Source organism: Streptomyces sp. a15 (genome assembly GCF_059026085.1).
Genome location: NZ_JBWLKM010000054.1, coordinates 35,527 through 52,845, shown reverse-complemented (window position 1 = coordinate 52,845; position 17,319 = coordinate 35,527). Strand labels below are relative to the sequence as shown.

Annotated in this window: 17 protein-coding genes and 2 pseudogenes; 14 read left to right on the top strand and 5 right to left on the bottom strand. The window is 67.8% G+C overall.

Going from position 1 to position 17,319, the window contains the following annotated elements:
• Positions 1 to 65: 65 nt before the first annotated feature.
• Positions 66 to 1,137: pseudogene (locus AC5P09_RS36260) on the bottom strand (IS630 family transposase).
• 147 nt (positions 1,138 to 1,284) lie between these two features.
• Between AC5P09_RS36260 and AC5P09_RS36255 the strand changes: the two are divergent.
• The 3 genes from AC5P09_RS36255 (at position 1,285) to AC5P09_RS36245 (ending at position 5,488) form a co-directional block, all read left to right on the top strand.
• A complete protein-coding gene (locus AC5P09_RS36255) occupies positions 1,285 to 1,839 on the top strand; it encodes a hypothetical protein (RefSeq protein ID WP_493877957.1) in 555 nt (184 codons plus the stop codon).
• 125 nt (positions 1,840 to 1,964) lie between these two features.
• Positions 1,965 to 3,131 carry a tyrosine-type recombinase/integrase gene (locus AC5P09_RS36250; RefSeq protein ID WP_493877956.1) on the top strand — a complete coding sequence of 389 codons (1,167 nt, stop codon included), beginning with the start codon at positions 1,965 to 1,967 and terminating at the stop codon, positions 3,129 to 3,131.
• On the top strand, positions 3,131 to 5,488 hold the full coding sequence (locus tag AC5P09_RS36245; protein ID WP_493877955.1) for a tyrosine-type recombinase/integrase: 2,358 nt from the start codon (positions 3,131 to 3,133) through the stop codon (positions 5,486 to 5,488). The genes AC5P09_RS36250 and AC5P09_RS36245 overlap by 1 nt, the downstream gene beginning before the upstream one ends.
• Before the next feature lie 63 nt (positions 5,489 to 5,551).
• Here AC5P09_RS36245 and AC5P09_RS36240 read toward each other — a convergent pair whose 3' ends face one another.
• Positions 5,552 to 6,097 carry a GrpB family protein gene (locus tag AC5P09_RS36240; protein WP_493877954.1) on the bottom strand — a complete coding sequence of 182 codons (546 nt, stop codon included), beginning with the start codon at positions 6,095 to 6,097 and terminating at the stop codon, positions 5,552 to 5,554.
• Positions 6,098 to 6,166: 69 nt separating this feature from the next.
• Between AC5P09_RS36240 and AC5P09_RS36235 the strand changes: the two genes are divergently transcribed.
• From AC5P09_RS36235 to AC5P09_RS36220, 4 genes are all read left to right on the top strand, one after another.
• Positions 6,167 to 7,360: a Mu transposase domain-containing protein gene (locus AC5P09_RS36235; protein ID WP_493877953.1), complete on the top strand. Its 1,194-nt coding sequence runs from the start codon at positions 6,167 to 6,169 to the stop codon at positions 7,358 to 7,360.
• A complete protein-coding gene (gene istB, locus AC5P09_RS36230; RefSeq protein WP_493877952.1) occupies positions 7,357 to 8,130 on the top strand; it encodes an IS21-like element helper ATPase IstB in 774 nt (257 codons plus the stop codon). The genes AC5P09_RS36235 and istB overlap by 4 nt, the downstream gene beginning before the upstream one ends.
• Before the next feature lie 127 nt (positions 8,131 to 8,257).
• Entirely contained in the window at positions 8,258 to 8,533 is a 276-nt protein-coding gene (locus tag AC5P09_RS36225; RefSeq protein WP_493877951.1) for a hypothetical protein, read from the top strand.
• The gene (locus AC5P09_RS36220) at positions 8,515 to 9,225 is read left to right on the top strand and encodes a porin PorA family protein (protein ID WP_493877950.1); all 711 of its coding nucleotides are present in this window, start codon (positions 8,515 to 8,517) and stop codon (positions 9,223 to 9,225) included. Before AC5P09_RS36225 ends, AC5P09_RS36220 begins: the two co-directional genes overlap by 19 nt.
• Positions 9,226 to 9,291: 66 nt before the next feature.
• On the opposite strand, the pseudogene AC5P09_RS36215 reads toward AC5P09_RS36220, so the two are convergent.
• The 3 genes and pseudogenes from AC5P09_RS36215 to AC5P09_RS36205 all read right to left on the bottom strand — a co-directional run.
• Positions 9,292 to 9,627: pseudogene (locus tag AC5P09_RS36215) on the bottom strand (winged helix-turn-helix transcriptional regulator); the annotation flags it as partial.
• A 171-nt stretch (positions 9,628 to 9,798) separates the two neighbouring features.
• Positions 9,799 to 10,179 carry a MarR family winged helix-turn-helix transcriptional regulator gene (locus tag AC5P09_RS36210; RefSeq protein WP_493877971.1) on the bottom strand — a complete coding sequence of 127 codons (381 nt, stop codon included), beginning with the start codon at positions 10,177 to 10,179 and terminating at the stop codon, positions 9,799 to 9,801.
• A gap of 243 nt (positions 10,180 to 10,422) precedes the next feature.
• Positions 10,423 to 10,896 (bottom strand): MarR family winged helix-turn-helix transcriptional regulator, encoded by a 474-nt coding sequence (locus tag AC5P09_RS36205; RefSeq protein ID WP_493877949.1) that lies wholly within the window; start codon positions 10,894 to 10,896, stop codon positions 10,423 to 10,425.
• A gap of 101 nt (positions 10,897 to 10,997) precedes the next feature.
• Here AC5P09_RS36205 and AC5P09_RS36200 point away from each other — a divergent pair, with 101 nt between their 5' ends.
• The 7 genes from AC5P09_RS36200 (at position 10,998) to AC5P09_RS36170 (ending at position 17,253) form a co-directional block, all read left to right on the top strand.
• Complete coding sequence (locus AC5P09_RS36200) at positions 10,998 to 12,047, top strand: LLM class flavin-dependent oxidoreductase (protein ID WP_493877948.1); 1,050 nt, start codon at positions 10,998 to 11,000, stop codon at positions 12,045 to 12,047.
• A complete protein-coding gene (locus tag AC5P09_RS36195; RefSeq protein WP_493877947.1) occupies positions 12,040 to 13,071 on the top strand; it encodes an LLM class flavin-dependent oxidoreductase in 1,032 nt (343 codons plus the stop codon). The genes AC5P09_RS36200 and AC5P09_RS36195 overlap by 8 nt, the downstream gene beginning before the upstream one ends.
• Before the next feature lie 19 nt (positions 13,072 to 13,090).
• A complete protein-coding gene (locus AC5P09_RS36190; RefSeq protein ID WP_493877946.1) occupies positions 13,091 to 13,807 on the top strand; it encodes an NADPH-dependent F420 reductase in 717 nt (238 codons plus the stop codon).
• A gap of 57 nt (positions 13,808 to 13,864) precedes the next feature.
• Complete coding sequence (locus tag AC5P09_RS36185) at positions 13,865 to 14,743, top strand: D-2-hydroxyacid dehydrogenase family protein (RefSeq protein WP_493877945.1); 879 nt, start codon at positions 13,865 to 13,867, stop codon at positions 14,741 to 14,743.
• Positions 14,744 to 15,162: 419 nt separating this feature from the next.
• Positions 15,163 to 15,567: a DoxX family protein gene (locus tag AC5P09_RS36180; RefSeq protein ID WP_493877970.1), complete on the top strand. Its 405-nt coding sequence runs from the start codon at positions 15,163 to 15,165 to the stop codon at positions 15,565 to 15,567.
• 26 nt (positions 15,568 to 15,593) lie between these two features.
• A complete protein-coding gene (locus AC5P09_RS36175; protein ID WP_493877944.1) occupies positions 15,594 to 16,565 on the top strand; it encodes a pirin family protein in 972 nt (323 codons plus the stop codon).
• Positions 16,566 to 16,614: 49 nt separating this feature from the next.
• A complete protein-coding gene (locus AC5P09_RS36170) occupies positions 16,615 to 17,253 on the top strand; it encodes an NADPH-dependent FMN reductase (protein WP_493877969.1) in 639 nt (212 codons plus the stop codon).
• The last annotated feature ends 66 nt before the right edge of the window (positions 17,254 to 17,319 follow it).

The window sequence follows — 17,319 nt, the reverse complement described above, 5'->3', positions numbered from 1 at the left end:
TGACGGTGTTTGTGGGTTGTCAGTTGTCCGTCTGAGTGGATGTCACCGGCTGGTTACTGAGGTTGTCAGGGTGGGGTCGGTGGTGCGAGGGTCAGGCCGGTGGCGGTGAGGCAGCCGTCGATCAGGTGTGGCCGGAGCTGGATCCTGCGTAACTCCCGGCGGAGGACATGGTCGAGGTCACCAGGTGTGCCGAAGGCGGTGTTGGCCATGGCCCGGCGTACCAGTGACCAGACGGCCTCGACGGGGTTCAGGTCGGGTGCGTATGGCGGGAGGCGGACGGTGCTGAGCCAGTCGTGCTCGGCCTCGTACCGTTTCAGCCCGGCCGCCAGGTGGGTGTTGAGATTGTCCCAGACGACCACGATGGGGCCGCTGAGCTGGATGTGTGCACGGACGAGCAGGTCGCGGTAGTCCTGCCAGGAGAAGCTCTTGCGTGCGCCTGTGAGGAGCAGGTGGTTGCGGGGCCGGTGGATGAGACGGCTTTTCACGCCCGGCTTGTAGCAGCACAGGGCGGCGACCGAGGTCCTGCGGCGGGAGCGGCCTCTCACTCGGATGACGGGGGTGTGTCCGCGCCGGCCCCAGGTGCGGGCGCGAGGCGGCGTCATGGAGAATCCGGACTCGTCCTCGAAGACGATCCAGGCCCCGTGGGCCGCCGCGAGGCTTTTACCCTCGGCCACACCTCCTTCTTCCACAGTTCGACGGCGTGCTCATCGCGTTCGAGTGCTCTGCGGGCGGGCGCCTGCCATGACCAGCCGTGCCGTTTCAACAGCCGCCACACCGTCGCCACCGACAGGCTCAGCCTCAGACGCCGGCGGATCACCGTCTGGACCCGGGCCACAGTCCACCGCTCGTCGTCGAAGCCGTGCGCTGACGGACCTTTGCCGAGTTCCTCCTCGAGCACGGCGAACTGGGCATCGGTGACGGTCGGAGAGTTGGCCGGGCCCGCAGAACGCAGGGCCTTCATGCCGCCTTCGCGCCAGGCACGGCGCCAGCGTTCCACCGACCGCACACTCACCCGCAGGTCCTTCGCGATCACCGCGGTCTTCTCGCCCGCCGCGAACCTCTCACCGGCCCGGAGCCGGATCTTCTCCCGAAACGCCCGACGCTCAGCGGTCAGGCCCCACCCTCCGGATAACGCATACCACCGGCATACCGCAGGGATCATGAACCGTCACTCCCCGACGACAACCCGAAAACCTCAGTAGCTGGGAAGTTGTTCGTGAGAAGTAGTGTCACTCGCGGGGTTGCGGTGGCAAGGTGAATGTGCTCAGTGAAGGAGCACCGCCGATGCCGCCTGGTCAGTCGAAGGTCGAGTTGTATGCCGCGCTGCGGCGTGACGCTCGCGAGGGCATGTCGAACCGGGCGCTGGAGCGCAAGTACCGGGTGGGCTGGCGGACTGTTCAGAAGGCGCTGAGTTCGGCGTGGCCGCAACCTCGGGAACCGTACGCGCCTCGCCGTTCCAAGCTGGATCCGTTCAAGCCGGTGATCGACCAGATGCTGCTGGCTGATCTGGATGCGCCGAGGAAGCAGCGTCACACGGTGGTCCGGATCTATCGCCGGTTGATCAACGAGCACGCGATGGACGACGTGTCCTACCAGGTCGTGCGCGCCTACGTCGCCAAGCGGAAGCCGGAGATTCGGGTCGAGGCCGGCCGTGGCCCGGCGCAGGTGTTCATCGAGCAGTCGCACCTGGCCGGCGCCGAAGCCGAGGTCGACTTCGGCGAGGTCGCGGTCCGTTTGCGGGGCGAGCTGGTGAAGTGCCATTTGTTCTGCCTGCGGTTGTCGTTCTCCGGGAAGGCGGTGCACCGACCCGTTGACCGCACTATCGGCGTGTCTTGCTAGTTGGCGTGGTGAGGGCGAGGAGTCTCCGTTCGGGACGTTCCCGATGAGACGGAGACGCGATGGACCACGAAGCGGCAATACCCGAGCACGACATGTCCGGTCTGGTGGTGGCGCGGGTCGGCAGTGTGGAGGCGACCACCGGCGCGACGCTGCCCTGGGTGGTGCTCGATGGTGCAGGGCGGCCGATCGCACCGGTCAGCGGGTACCTTCGGGAACTGCTGGCCTGTGGTAACACCCCAGCCTCCTGCCGGTCCTACGCCTTTGACCTGCTGCGCTGGTTCCGGTTCCTGGCCGCGGCGGACGTTGACTGGAGCCGCGCGAAGCGTGTGGACGTACGCGACTTCGTTCTGTGGCTGCGGACGTGCCACAACCCCGCGCGGGACCGGCGGCGCCCGGACGCACCCACGCCCGGATCCCTGAACGCACGCACCGGCAAGCCGTACCTGAAGACGGGCTATGCCCCGGCGACGATCAACCACGCAGTGTCGGTGCTGGCGGCGTTCTACGACCATCATCTGCAGACCGGTCAGGGGCCGCTGGTCTCGCCGGTGCCGCCGCAGTCGCGCAACGGGCGTCGGCTGGAGGCGCATCACAATCCGCTGGAGCCGTTCCGGCTGCACCGCCGGGGCGCCTACCGGCAAAAGCAGGCCGACCGCGAGCCCCGCGCGGTTCCCGATGATGTCGTCGAGGACCTGTTCCACTCGCTGGGCTGCCACCGGGACCGGGCACTGTTCTCCATGTTCCTGTCCAGCGGCGCGCGAGCCGCCGAGATGCTGGGCATGACGATCAGTGACGTCCACCCGGGCGAGGGCCGGATCTACGTGCAGACCAAGGGCCTGGGCGGAGCCAAAGAGGCGTGCCCCGCCTCCCCGGAAGCCTTCGCCTGGCTGGCGCTCTACCTCGGCGAGCTGGCCCAGGACGGCCACCGGCCCGCTCCCGAGGAGGCGGTGTGGTGGACCCTTCGCGGCCCGACGCGTCCGTTGACTTACACCGCGCTTCGGGCGGTGCTCAACCGGATCAACGCCCGAATCGGGGCGAACATCACGCTGCATGACCTGCGCCACACCCTGTGTCTGCGCTTGATCGACGACCCGGGCATCACCCTTGTTGACGCCCAGCAGGTGATGCGCCACCGGCGGATCACCACGACGAGCGGCTACCTGCGGCCGAGGATCGACGAGGTCATCACCAAGGTCCACGAGCACTACACACGCCCCAAGCAGCCACCGCAGCCGCTCACCGGCTGGACCTACGACCCGGACGACCTCGCCGACGTGTTCGGCAACAACTGATGGCCGCCCGGCACGGCCGCACTGCGCGCACACCGATCAGCCCCCGCGACCCCGCCACGCTCTCCGGAACCCGGCTGCCGGAGCCAAGGCCAGCGGCCACCGCCGACGGGCGCGCGAGTACGCCACGCGACGAACTCGCGCGGCTGGCCGGGGATCTCCTCGACCAGCCGACTTCCCGTGATGTGTGGCGGCAGCAGCTCTCGCTGACCCGGGTGCTCGACTGGCTGGAGGGATTCCCCGCTGACACCTGGCAGGACCGATGGCTGCTGAGCGGTTCCGACGACCAGGGCTCGGCCTGGGGGCCGCAGGGCCTGAGCGCCGGAATGCGCTCGCGATTCACCACGGGTCTGGGCATCCTGATCGTCCTTCAGGTGGTCCGGCCGACCTACGGGTGGCTGTTCGGCAGTCGGCTGCTGGGTGTCTACGACGCCTACCGGCGCCACAACCAGACCCCCCTGTTCACCGAGCTTCGGGAGCGTGCCGGCGGACGCGAGGGCTGCGACGAGCACGCGAGCGAGGCCCTGAACGTGCTGACCCGCATGAGCATCGTGACCGGCAAGGACCTGCTGGACTTCGACCTGGAGGACCTGACCGAGTACGCCCGGGTTCGTCGGGCGACCGGCCGCACGGTGGCGTCGCTGCCGTTTGCCTACGAGATCCTGCACGCTGTCGGCGGCCTGAAGGACTCACCACCGACGCTGCGGCAGGCCCAGGCTCGCGGTCAGCTCACCCCTGCCGAGTTGGTCGACCGCCACCCGATCGTCAACCGTGCGGTCCGTGACGTGCTCGTGCACTACGTCGCCGAGCGGTCCGCCGTCCTGGACTATGGCTCCCTGGTCAACCAGGCTCAGATGCTGGCCGACCTGTTCTGGGGCGACCTGGAACGCCACCATCCAGGAATCTCCTCGCTGAACCTGCTCGACGAGGTGGCCCAGGAATGGAAGCAACGTGTCCGGGTCCTGCCCGACGGCCGTCCCCGCCACACTTCCCACGGCGTGTTCCTGGCCGTGCGCTCCTTCTACCTGGACCTGTTGCAGTGGTCGATGGAAGACCCGGCCCGCTGGGCGCAATGGGCCGCGCCCTGCCCGATCAGCGAAGCCGACATCCGCGGCTACCTCAAGGAGACGCGGCACCGGAAAGCGCGGATGCAGCAGCGCACCCGCACCCTGGTCCCCGTCCTCCCGCAGCTCCTCCGCGCCGCCGAGGGCCGGCTGCACCGCGCAACGCTCCTCCTGGAGGCGGCCCGATCCGCGAAGCCGGGCGAGGAATTCACCATCGAGGACCGGCGGTATCGACGCACCGGCCGGGAGCGCAGCCACTGGCGGCCCACCGCGCTGTTCATCACCCCGACCGACGAGCCCGGCCCGCGGTTTGACGCCGAATGCGAGGAGAGCAACGCCTTCTGGACCTGGGCCGGCATCGAGGTCCTGCGCCGCACCGGGGCCAGGATCGAGGAACTGCTGGAGCTCACCCACCTGAGCCTGCGCCAGTACCAGGCGCCCACCGGCGAGACGGTGCCGCTGCTGCAGATCAGCCCGTCCAAGACCGACCGCGAACGCGTCATCCCCGCCGACCCGGACCTGGTCGCGGTGCTCGCCCGGATCATCCGCCGCATCAAAGGCACAGGCGAGCGGGTGCCGCTGCTGAACCGGTACGACGGTTACGAGCGGGTCTTCGGCCCGCCGCTGCCGCATCTGTTCCAGTGCCCCTCCCAGCACCGGCTGCAGGTCATCTCCGCCAACCGCATCCGCGAGCTTCTCACCGATCTCGCCCTGCGGTCCGGCATCGTCGATGTCGACGGGACACCGCTCAGGTTCACGCCCCACGACTTCCGCAGAATCTTCTCCACGGAGACCGTCAACGGCGGCCTGCCGATCCACATCGCCGCGAAGCTACTGGGCCACCTCGATCTCAACACGACTCAGTCATACGTCGCGGTCTATCCCGAGGAGGTCATCCGTCACTACCGGCAGTTCGTCGACCAGCGCCGGACCCACCGCCCCAGCGAGGAGTACCGCGAGCCGAGTGACACCGAGTGGCAGGAATTCCGCGACCACTTCAGCCACCGCAAGGTTGCCCTCGGCACCTGCGACTGCCCCTACGGAACCCCCTGCCAGCATGAAAACGCCTGCGTCAGATGCCCCATGCTCCGCCTGGACCTGGCTCAAGAACCCCGTCTGCTGGAGATCGAGACCAACACCCGGAAGCGTCTGGGAGAAGCCCAACGCATGCAGTGGCTCGGCGAAGTCGCTGGCCTGCAAGAGAGTCTTCGGCACATCGCCACCAAGAAACAGCAGGCCGAACGCTTACGGACCCAAGCCGGTCATGGTGAGGCTGGAGCCGGAGCCCTTGGCTAGGTGTGAGGCCCCACCTGGGGAATTCTATGATCGCTCACAATGACCAATTGGGCCGATGGTCGCCTACTCCGGCAGCCGCTCCGCCGGCGGCGGTTCGACGCCGACATCGTGCAGGACCCGCTCGACGAAGTCGAGCTTGGCGTTGGTATAGCCGTTCCGACTACTCCGATGCCGCACCACCAGCTGGGCCTTCAGCTCTCCGTACTCACTGCGCAGGTCCGCATCCGCCCGCAGTGCATCACGGAAGGCGGTCAGTGCCTGAGCTTGCGGGTGGTCGCGCTCGATCACATGGAGATGGTGGGTCCGAGCCTCCGGCTGCGGACGGAGGAACCACAGCCGATAGTGGCTGCACGGATCATCCTCCCAGAACAGCCAACCCTCCGACGACAGCGGCCCAACGGCCTGCTGCACATCCTCGAGTGACCTCACCGGAGCCAGTATGTCGATGACGGGCTTCGCCCGCAGACCAGGCACCGAGGTGGAGCCGATGTGCTCGACTTCTCCTGCCAGCCAGGGACTCATAGCGGCTGTGACCCGGGCTTGCTGCTCAACAAATAGATCGGGCCATGCCGGGTCATAGTCGACGATTTCCATGAGTTGATCAGCCACGCGCTCACCCTACAAGCCGAGTCCGCCATGCAACCGGAGTCCCGCACGGCAATGATCCCTCAGCTTGGCATGGTGCAGAGAAGGGTGTTCGCCTCCGGCGGTCAGGAGGCGTTCTTCGAGGGCCACGAGCACGCTTTCAGAGTGCTGGGCGGCGTGCCGTTCGGCAAGATCCGGTATGACAACCTGAAGGCCGCGGTCGCGTCGGTGCTCGGCTTCACGCGGCGCCGGGTCGAGACCGACCGGTGGACCGCATTTCGGTCCCACTACGGCATCGAGCCGTTCTACTGCACGCCGGGAATCGAGGGCGCCCACGAGAAAGGCGGCGTCGAGGGCCAGATCGGCTGGTTTCGCCGCAACCACTTCGTTCCCGTCCCCGAGATCAACTCGCTGGCGCACTTGAACATGCTGATCGACGAGTGGGATCTGGCCGACGAGGCCCGGCGGATCGGGACCCGTCCCCGCACGATCGGCGAGCTGTTCGCCGTCGAACGGCCGTCGTTGAAGCCGTTGCCCGTCGAGACGTTCGAGACCGGCCGCTGGTTCACCCCACGGGTCGACCGGTTCTCCCAGATCACCGTCCGCACCAACCGTTACTCGGTCCCGACCCGGTTCATCGGCCGCCAGGTCCGGGTCTTGCTGCACGCCTCCGAGCTCGTGGTGTTCGACGGCCGCACCGAGATCGCCCAGCACGAACGGCTGCTGACCAAGGGCGGATCACGGCTCGAGCTCGATCACCATCTCGAAGCGCTGCTGCGCAAACCGGGCGCGCTGCCCGGCGCCACGGTCCTCGAACAGGCCCGGGCCGCGGGCCAGTTCACCCCGATCCACGAAGACTGGTGGACAGCCGCCTGCAACGCCCACGGCGACACCGCCGGCACCCGCGCTCTGATCGAGGTTCTGCTGCTGCACCGGCACATGCAGCACGACCACGTCGTCGCCGGCCTGGCCGCCGCGCTCCAGGTCGGAGCGCTCACCGCGGACGCGGCCGCGCTGGAAGCCCGCCGCATCGCCGACAACGACGAACCGACCTCGGCCAAGCCACGACGCCGAGCCACTACCGAGGCAGACCGGGCCGTCGCAGCGACCGTCACCTCGCTGACCCAGCGGCGCCTGGCGCAACTACCCAAAGACACCCGCCCCATGCCTGACGTGTCGATCTACGACCAGCTGCTTCCCAGCCGGCGAGCCGCCGTGGCCGCCGCTGGGCGCGCGCCGGCCCCGAGACCTACCCAGAAGCCGAGCAGGAAGAAGCCGCCGCCATGAGCCCTCGCCGCCGGATGAGTGAACAAGCCGCCGAAGCCGCCGTCGACCAGGCATGCCGGGTCCTGCGACTGCCCACGATCCACAACCAGTTTCCCGACCTGGCGGCCAAGGCCGGCAACGACCAGATGTCCTACCTGGTGTTCCTGGCCGAACTGCTGCTGGCCGAGTGCGACGACCGCGCCAGGCGCCGCTCCGAACGCCGGATCAAGGCCGCCCAGTTCCCCCGGGAGAAATCGCTGCGCGAGTTCGACTTCGATGCCAATCCGAACATCGACTCCGCCGTCGTCGGCTCGCTGGCCACCTGCGAGTGGGTGAAGAAGGGCCTGCCGCTCTGCCTGATCGGTGACTCCGGCACCGGCAAGTCTCACCTGCTCATCGCGCTCGGCACCGAAGCCGCGATGGCAGGTTTCCGGGTGAAATACACCCTGGCATCGAAGCTGGCCAACGAGCTGGTCGAGGCCGCCGACGAGAAGATCCTGACCGAGACCATCGCCCGCTACGGCCGCGTCGACCTGCTCTGCATCGACGAACTCGGCTACATGCAACTCGACCGCCGCGGCGCCGAACTCCTCTTCCAGGTCCTCACCGAACGCGAGGAGAAGAACTCCGTCGCCATCGCCTCCAACGACTCCTTCGCCGGCTGGGGCAAGACCTTCACCGACCCCAGACTCTGCGCCGCCATCGTCGACCGGCTCACCTTCGGCGGCAACATCCTCGAGACCGGCACCGAGTCCTACCGCCTCGCTCACAGCCGCGAACTCGCCCGCTAAGCCATCCCCACACCATCCGGACTGCCGTCAGAATTCACCAACATCCAGCCGGCCCGAGGCCACGAACCGCCGTCAACTTTCACGGCCAAACGACGTCAGCATTCACGGTCAAAGCCATCCTCGGTCGGTGAAGCTTGTCCACGCCGTACTTACGCGCGCGCTCCACGAACTGCCGCGGTGCCCGCTGGATGTGCTCGGTGAGAACGTCGACGGCGGTGTCGGCATCGCGGGCGAGTGCAAGTTCCTTCAGTTGCCGGTGTTCTGCGGCGATGCCGCCTTATTGTTGATCCACGTCGTGAAGACCAAGGGCGACACAGCCATGGTCGCCGACGACATCACCGTTCGGGTCGGCGAGACCGAGATACCGAGTTCCTACAAGTACGCGTGGACCGCGGCAGCCTGAAAGCCACCGACGCGCCGGCCGGCTGGGGCCGCGTCGAACCGGCCGAGGGTCTGACCGTGTCCTTTCCGATCGAGCCCGAGGCCAACGACAGTTACCGGTACTACGACCCCCTGACGCAGTCCACGGCGCGGGTGTTCTTCAAGGGCAAGGGGCATGTGCACGGGCGCGACGTCAACCGCTACACGGTCACCGTCTCGGGAGCGCTGAAGAACCGGGCCACGCTCGCCACCCTGCCGCCCGCCCTGCCCAAGGCGCTCGCCACGTCGCTCCTGCCGCAGTTGCCCCCCGCCTCCGCCGCGGCGATCGGTCGTGACGCGGCCACCCTGCCGGAGCCGATCCCGCTGTCCTACACGGCCGACACCACGGCCGACAGCGCAGTGGACCAGGACAGCGGCTTCGTGATCGACGCGACATTCAAGCAGCAGGTGACGGCCAACGTGACGGTCGGCAAGGCGCTGACCCCGCTCCTGCCGGTGTTCGCCCTGAACATAGCCAGCCTTCCGGCCAGCCAGAAGGACGCTGCCGACAAGGCGAACTCCCTCGGGAACCTACTCCTGGTGCTCAAGATCATCGCACCCCTGACACTGGTCGTCTTGGGGCTGCTGCTGCTCACAGTCGCCGTGCTGCGCCGACGGCGCCCGGCCGCCCCGGACACCGTGGCGATGGAGCCCGCGGAAACGATGGCCGACTGAGAAGCCGGCCAGGCAAGCACTGACTGAGCGGTCCCGGGAGCAGTGAGGCCCGCCTCCGGGACCGCTTCAGACGATCCGCTCCGGGGGTGACGTGCCCCTGGTAGCGGCGCAGACGAGTACGTTCCTCCACGCTGTGGCCGCACGGTTTGTACTCCAGCACCGTGCCGGGCCGCCGTCGGAAGGCAGCCACCGGCCGCACCACATGACCATCGAGAGGTAGGTCGGGTAGAGCACGGGGCCCTTCCCGGTGAACACGTACTCGTGCCGCGGCGAACTGGTCCGGTAGGTGCGCCGTGTGAGCACGCCGAGCTCGATCAGCCGGCCGAGCCGCTGGGAGAGGATGCTTTCCGCGATTCCCAGGTCGGTGTGGAAGTCGTCGAACCGCTGAACGCCGTTAAGGCTGGAGCGGAGGACCCAGCGAGGTCCACCGGTCGCCGATGACCTGGAGAGTGCGGGCGATCGAGCACCGTCGACGGCGTTCCAGCAGGGAGAGCTCGGGTGTGCGGACCCGTGACCGCGCGGCGGCCGGAGGAACCTGCTGGTCCGCTGAGTGACCGCGCCCTCGTGTCCAGGTCAGGACGCGTCCTCGTCCAGTTTCGCAACCACTCGCTCGGAAATCTGTCCCAGCGTTCGCAGCTCCGCCGGAGTGACGTGGTCGAGGAACAACGCACGCACGGCCTCCACATGGAGCGGAGCCGCCGCCTCGATCGCCGCACGTCCCTGCTCCGTGATCACCACGAACGCACCGCGCCCGTCCTCGAGGCACTCCTCCCGCACCACCAACGCCCGCCCGGCCATCCGCGCGATGTGATGGGACATCCGGCTCTTCTCCCACTCCAGTGTCCGGGCCAGATCCTGATAACGCTGCCGTCCCTCCGGCACGTCCGTCAGATTGACCAACACCGCGAAGTCGGCAGCCGACAGGTTCGACTCGGACTGCAACAAGCGTGACAGATTGGGCCAGCAGCAACGCGATGTCCTCGCGAGCCGCCCGGTCCCCGAGGTCGGAGCCCTCCGCCTCGTCCAGCGGAACACCGGGTTGCAGCGAGCGGCGATGTTGTCCCTCAGCCGGCGCAGGCCAGCGTCGACGTCGGGGTCCCCACAATGCATCAGGCCTTGGTCTACGGGGCGGACCGCACGACGACTGGCGCCGGATGACCACATTCAGTCTGACTGCCCAGTCGGCCAGCGGGCCCGTCAAGGCTCGCGCCGCTCCTCGATACAGGCCCGGAGCGTCGCCGCGAGTTGGTCGGCCGCGGCGAGTTGGGCCGGAGTGAGGGGACCGATGAACAGCTCCCGGACGGCACGCAGGTGGGGAAGCGATGCACGCCGGAACGCTCCAGCGCCTTCGGAGGTGAGTATCACTTCGGCGCCTCGACTGTCGGTGGCGCACTCTTCGCGCCGGATGAGCGCGCGGCGTTCCATGCGGCCGAGGTGATGCGAGAGGCGGCTGCGCTGCCAGCCGATGACCACGGCAAGCTCTGAGGAGCGCAGCCGCCCCCCTGCCGCCTCCCGCAGCGCGAGGAGCACGGCGTAGTCGCCCGGCGACAGGGAGGACTCGCTCTGCAGTCGTGACGTGAGCTCTGCGCGGAGCGCCTCCGTCGTCTCGATGAAGTCGCGCCAGATCCGCAGCTCTTCCGTGGTGGGCAGTGCCTTGCGTCGCTCTTCCATGTGGTTCCCCTCTCTGGTTGACACGTCAATTAAATTGGGCGACGATTGACGTGTCAACCACAGGTGGCGCCCGGCCACCTACTAGCTCGGCAGGAGGGCCCATGACGGCCACAGGTTTCGAACTGGGACTGAACTCGTTCGGAGAGGTTGCGACCGACGGCGACCGCCTGCTGAGCGACGCCGAGACCGTTCGACTGCTCATCCAGGAGGCCCGTCTCGCGGAGGATGTGGGGATCGACGTGTTCAGCGTCGGCGAGCACTACCGCCGCGGCCACAACGACAGCGCCACCCCCGTACTGCTCGGCGCGATCGCCACAGCGACGGAACGCATCCGGCTCGGCACCTCCGTGACCGTACTGAGTACGAACGATCCGGTGCGGCTGTACCACGAGTTCTCCACCCTGGACGCCGTCTCGAACGGGCGTGCCCAGCTCGTGCTCGGGCGGGCATCGGCCACTGATTCGTTCCCGCTGTTCGGCTATGACCTCGCGGACTACGAGGAGCTGTTCGAGGAGAAGCTCGACCTGTTCATGCGTCTCCAGCAGGAGGGGACGGTGACCTGGTCGGGGAAGTTCCGTCCGCCGCTCGTCGAGCAAGAGCTGCATCCCCGCATGCCGCCTGGTGGCATCCCCACCTGGATCGGTGTGGGCGGCAGCCCGAACTCCGTGGTCCGCGCGGCCCGCCACAGCCTGCCGCTCATGCTGGCCATCATCGGCGGACGCCCCCAACGCTTCACCCCCCTCGTCGAGCTCTACCACCGCTCCCTCGACCAGCTCGGACACCCCCGCCAACCAGTCGCCCAGCACTCGCTCGGCCTCATAGCGGACACCGACGAGGAGGCGATCGAGACCTGGTGGCGGTACTGGCAGCCGGTCGTGACCCGGCTCGCCGAGGAACGCGGGTTCTACAAGCCGACCCGCGAACGCTACGAGGCGGAGATCGAGACGGGCGCGCTCTTCGTCGGCTCCCCCGAGACCGTCGCCCGCAAGATCGCCACGATGGCCCGCGACCTGCATCTCAACCGCTTCGACCTCAAGTACGACGTCATGCACCTCCCCCGTGAAGCCCGTGCCCGCACGATCGAGCTGCTGGGCCGCGAAGTCGCCCCGCGGGTGAAGCAACTGCTCATGAAGGAGCCCACCCATGTCTGATCTCGTCTTCGGCCTGGACACGTTCGGCGATGTACCTGAGGACGACTCCGGCACCCCCGTCTCCGACGCGCGGGCCATCCGGCAGGTCGTCGAGGAGGCCGTCCTCGCCGAGGAGACCGGCGTCGACGTCCTCGCCCTCGGTGAGCACCACCGCCCCGAGTTCGCCATCTCGACTCCGGAGACCGTCCTCGCGGGCATCGCCACCCGTACCAGTCGTATCCGCCTGTCTTCCGGCGTGACTGTGCTGAGCTCCGATGATCCGGTCCGCGTGTTCCAGCGGTTCTCGACCGTGGACGCACTCTCCAACGGACGGGCCGAGGTCATCCTCGGGCGCGGTTCCTTCACCGAGTCGTTCCCCTTGTTCGGATACGACATGAGCGACTACGACGTGCTGTTCGAGGAGAAGATCGAGCTCTTCGCGAAGCTGCTCGAGGAGAAGCCCGTCACCTGGAGCGGTACCAAGCGGGCTCCGCTCCAGAATGCCGACGTCTTCCCCAAGACCGAGTCCGGACACCTGAGCACGTGGGTCGGCGTCGGCGGTTCACCTCAGTCGGTCATCCGCACCGCGCACTACGGGTTCCCGCTCATGATCGCCATCATCGGCGGCAGTCCGGAACGCTTCGCGCCCTACGTCGACCTCTACCAGCGCGCCACCGACAAGTTCGGGACGACCGCCCACCCCGTCGGGATGCACTCGCCGGGCTTCATCGCCGACACCGACGAGGAGGCCCGCAAGCTGCACTGGCCGCACTACAAGGTCATCCGTGACCGCATAGGCGCGCTGCGCGGCTGGCCGCCGGTCCGCAAGGAGGAGTACCAGGCGGAGATCGAGCACGGCTCCCTCTACGTGGGCTCGCCCGAGACGGTCGCCCGCAAGATGGCCCGCGCCATCCAGGCACTCGGCGTCGGCCGGTTCGACCTCATCTACACCACGGGGGCACAGCCGATCAGCGCCCGCCTACGCGCCGTAGAGCTGTACGGCACCAAGGTGCTCCCCATGGTCCGCGACATCCTCGCCGGCTGACACCGTGAACGGAGAAGAGATGAACAGCACGGACGTGCGCACGATCGGCATCCTCGGTGCGGGAAAGGTCGGCACCGTGCTCGCACGACTGGCCCTGACAGCCGGCTACCGCGTGCTCATCGCCGGATCGGGCGACCCAGACAAGATCGCTCTCACCATCGAAGTCCTCACCCCGGGCGCGGTCGCGGTCACCGCGGAGGAGGCCGCGACCAAGGCAGACGTCGTCATCCTGGCCCTCCCTCTCGGCAAGTACCGCAGCATTCCCGCCGAAGCACTGCGGGGCAAGCTGGTCATCGACGCCATGAACTACTGGTGGGAGGTCGACGGCATCCGCGACGACCTCACCGATCCACGCACCTCGTCCAGCGAGATCGTGCAGGAATTCCTGTTCGGAGCGCGCGTGGTCAAAGCGTTCAACCACATGGGCTACCACGACCTCCAAGACGAGGCCAGGACTGCGGGAACACCCGGCCGCAAGGCGATCGCGATCGCCGGTGCCGATCCGGACGACCTCGCCACCGTCGCGCGCCTCGTGAACTCTTTCGGCTTCGACCCCATCACGGCGGGCCCCCTTGCCGAGGGAGTCCGACTCGAACCGGGCACCGAGCCCTTCGGCGCCAACGTCGGCGCCGAGGAGCTGCGCGCCATGCTCAACCGCTTCACGACTTCGGAACGCGGACGAACCATCATCAGCGCACGAATCACTGCCGCACCGTCAGCCGCGCGCGCGGACTAGTGCCGCGCGCCTGCTTCCCGGTCTCACCACCTCACTGCGCCGCATCCAGGAGCCGAAGTGAATAATCTGCGCATCGCAGTGCTGGACGACTATCAGCACGTTGCCAGGAAGTATGCCGAATGGGACTCTCTCCGAGCCCACGTGGAGGTGTTCCACGGGGCTTTCCCGGACGCTGACACGGTCGTCTCTCAGCTGGCCGATTTCGATGTGGTGGTGGCGATGCGGGAGCGCACGCGTTTCCCTGCCGAGGTGCTGCGCGGACTCAAACGGCTCAGGTTGCTCGTCACCACAGCTCCGGTAAACGCCGCCATCGACGTCCCGGCCGCCAACGCACAGGGCATCGTGGTCTGCGGCACCGGATATCCCGACGCCTCCTCCACGTCGGAGCTCACCTGGGCACTTATCCTCGCCGCGGTCAGAAACCTGCCCGCCGAAACGCGGTACGTACGCGAGGGCGGATGGCAGATGAGCGTGGGCACCATGCTGGAGGGGAAGGTGCTCGGCCTACTGGGCCTCGGTCGGCTCGGTTCCCGAGTGGCCAAGGTGGGCCAGGCGTTCGGCATGGAGACCATCGCCTGGAGCCAGAACCTCGCCGCAGAGAAGGCGGCGGAACACGGTGTGGCCGCGGTGAGCAAGCAGGAGCTGTTCTCCAGGTCCGACGTACTGTCCGTTCATCTGTTGCTCAGCGACCGCAGCCGCGGCCTCGTCGGGGCGACCGAGCTTTCGTCCATGAAGCCGACCGCCCTGCTGGTCAACACCTCCCGGGGTCCCATCGTCGACGAAGGCGCGTTGGTGCGCGTTCTGCAGGAGCGGAAGATCGGCGGAGCGGCACTCGACGTGTTCGATGCCGAGCCCCTTCCGCAGGACCACCCACTCCGGAGGCTGGACAACGTCGTCGTCACCCCGCACATCGGCTATGTGACGGAAGGCAATTAGCGGGTCTTCTACCAAGAGGCCGTCGAGAACATCGCCGCATTCGTTGCCGGCAAGCCGATCCGGGTGATCGAGTGACTCGTGCCGCTGTGTCGCGTCACCATTCCCGCACGGGTCCTCTGGGGCGAGGAGGACGGCGTCACGCCGACCGAGTAGGGGCGCGGCTGCCGGACCATCACCAAGGCCGGGCACATCCCTCATGTTGATCAGCCTCCGCTCACCCTGGGCGCGACTCACGGTCCACTGAAGCTCACGGTGCCGAGCCCGGAGCATGTCGCGCTTCCGGCGCCCATGGGCAAGTCGTCGTGCCTGTCTCCGCCGACCACCCTTCCCTCCCTCATTTACTTGATGCATCACCCGTTCGCCCCTTATGGTGGCTGATGCATCAACTAAATCCGCCGCGGGCTCCCCCAGACGGGCCGCTGCTCCTACCTCAAGAGGTATCCATCAACGTCGCCCTGTGGGCTGTCGCAGCTCTGCTTGCTCTGGTCTTCCTTGGCGCCGGCGCCATGAAGCTCTCCAAGTCGAAGGAACAACTCCTCGCCTCGGGACCTTCCATGGCCTGGGCCGAGGACTTCTCGCCCGGACTGATCAAGACCATCGGTCTCCTGGAGGTTCTGGCCGCGATCGGGCTGATTCTGCCCGCGGCCGTGGACATCGCCCCGGTCTTCGTTCCCCTGGCCGCGACCGGCCTGGCGCTGGTCATGACCGGCGCCGCGATCACGCACGGCCGACGCGGGGAGTACCAGTCGATCGTCGTGAACGTGGTCCTGCTCGCCCTGGCCGTCTCCGTGGCCTGGGGCCGCTTCGGTCCGCACTCCTTCTGACAGCAGCAAAGAGAGCGGAGAAACACATGCCTGCGATCACCGTGGACGACGTCCTGGTCCTGCCGCGCCTGCCGGAGCTGGAGCCGGCCGGCACCGTCTACCGGCCCGTCCGCCGCCTGACCACCGCGCAGCACGGCTTCGAGGGTGAGGGCTTCCCAGTGCGCCGCGCCTTCGCCGGGGTGCCGTTGCCCGAACTGGATCCCTTCGTGCACATGGACCACCTGGGCGTCGTCGAGCAGGCGCCGGGCGAGGCCCAGGGCACCCCCTGGCATCCGCACCGCGGCTTCGAGACCGTCACCTACCTCATCGACGGCGCCGTGGAGCACCAGGACTCCAACGGCGGCGGCGGGCAGATCACGGACGGCGACACCCAGTGGATGACCGCGGGCGCCGGCATCCTGCACATCGAGAAGCCGCCGGAGCATTTGGTCAGGAGCGGCGGTGTGTTCCACGGTGTGCAGCTGTGGGTCAACCTGCCCCGGGCCAAGAAGATGAGCCCGCCCCGCTACCAGGACATCCGCGGCAAGCACACCGGACTGGTCACCACCCCCGACGGCGGCGCGCTGATCCGCGTGATCGCCGGGAACATCGCCGGCCACACCGGCCCGGGCGTGACCCACACCCCGATCACCGTCGCCCACCTCACCGTCGAACCCGGCGCCCAGGTCGACCTGCCCTGGGACCCCGCCTACAACGCGCTGGTCTACGCCCTGGCCGGCCAGGGAACGGTCGGCGGCGAGGCCCGCCCGATCCAGGAGGGCCGGCTCGCCGTCTTCGGAGCGGGTGACGCGCTGCGTCTGACCGCCGACCGTGTCCAGGAGTCCCGCTCCCCCAAGCTGGAGCTCTTCGTGCTGGGCGGCCTTCCTATCCGCGAACCCGTCGTCCAGTACGGCCCGTTCGTGATGAACACCCCCGAAGAGGTCCAGCAGGCCTTCGAGGACTACCAGGCGGGCCGTCTCGGCGTCATCCCCGCCCAGCACCTCCCGCACACCTCCTGAATCTGCGCTCAGGACAGCCCACCGCGCAACACACTCAGGGAAAAGTTCCATCACCAGGATCGGCATCATCCTCGGCAGCACCCGCCACAACCGCAACGGCGAGCAGGTGGCCAAGTGGGTCTACGACATCGCCTCCCGCCGCACCGACGCCGAGTTCGAGCTCGTCGACCTGCGCGACTACCCGCTGCCACACCTGGACGAGCCGCTGCCCCCGACGATGGGCCAGTACCAGAACGACCACACCAAGAAGTGGGCAGAGAGAATAGCCTCGTTCGACGGCTTCGTCTTTGTCACCCCCGAGTACAACCACAGCACCTCCGGCGTGCTCAAGAACGCCATCGACTACCTCTACAACGAGTGGAACAACAAGGCGGCCGGTTTCGTGTCGTACGGCGGCGTCGGCGGCGCCCGCGCCGTCGAACATCTGCGGCTGGTCGTCGGTGAGCTGCAGATGGCCGACGTACGCCAGCAGGTAGCGCTGTCCCTGATGACCGAGTTCGAGAACTTCAGCGTCCTCAAGCCCGGCGACTACAACGTCCAGGCCGTCGGCCCACTGCTCGACCAGGTCGTCGCCTGGAGCGGAGCCCTGGCACCGCTGCGCACCCCCCGCCGCCTGAACCACACATCTTCCCGACGCCGGGCCCGATGCCACCACCGGGCCTGGCATCCCATTTCCCGCTCTGCATGACCTGATGTGACCCTCCAGTGATGCCGCGCACATACGTGAGAGGGCCGCGCAACCACGTGTTAGCGT

Coding starts and splice junctions, on each gene's coding strand:
- istB (WP_493877952.1), top strand. CDS start 7,357: ATGAGCCCTCGCCGCCGGATGAGTGAACAAGCCGCCGAAGCCGCCGTC.
- AC5P09_RS36245 (WP_493877955.1), top strand. CDS start 3,131: ATGGCCGCCCGGCACGGCCGCACTGCGCGCACACCGATCAGCCCCCGC.
- AC5P09_RS36235 (WP_493877953.1), top strand. CDS start 6,167: ATGGTGCAGAGAAGGGTGTTCGCCTCCGGCGGTCAGGAGGCGTTCTTC.
- AC5P09_RS36175 (WP_493877944.1), top strand. CDS start 15,594: ATGCCTGCGATCACCGTGGACGACGTCCTGGTCCTGCCGCGCCTGCCG.
- AC5P09_RS36205 (WP_493877949.1), bottom strand. CDS start 10,896: ATGGAAGAGCGACGCAAGGCACTGCCCACCACGGAAGAGCTGCGGATC.
- AC5P09_RS36190 (WP_493877946.1), top strand. CDS start 13,091: ATGAACAGCACGGACGTGCGCACGATCGGCATCCTCGGTGCGGGAAAG.
- AC5P09_RS36195 (WP_493877947.1), top strand. CDS start 12,040: ATGTCTGATCTCGTCTTCGGCCTGGACACGTTCGGCGATGTACCTGAG.
- AC5P09_RS36200 (WP_493877948.1), top strand. CDS start 10,998: ATGACGGCCACAGGTTTCGAACTGGGACTGAACTCGTTCGGAGAGGTT.
- AC5P09_RS36255 (WP_493877957.1), top strand. CDS start 1,285: ATGCCGCCTGGTCAGTCGAAGGTCGAGTTGTATGCCGCGCTGCGGCGT.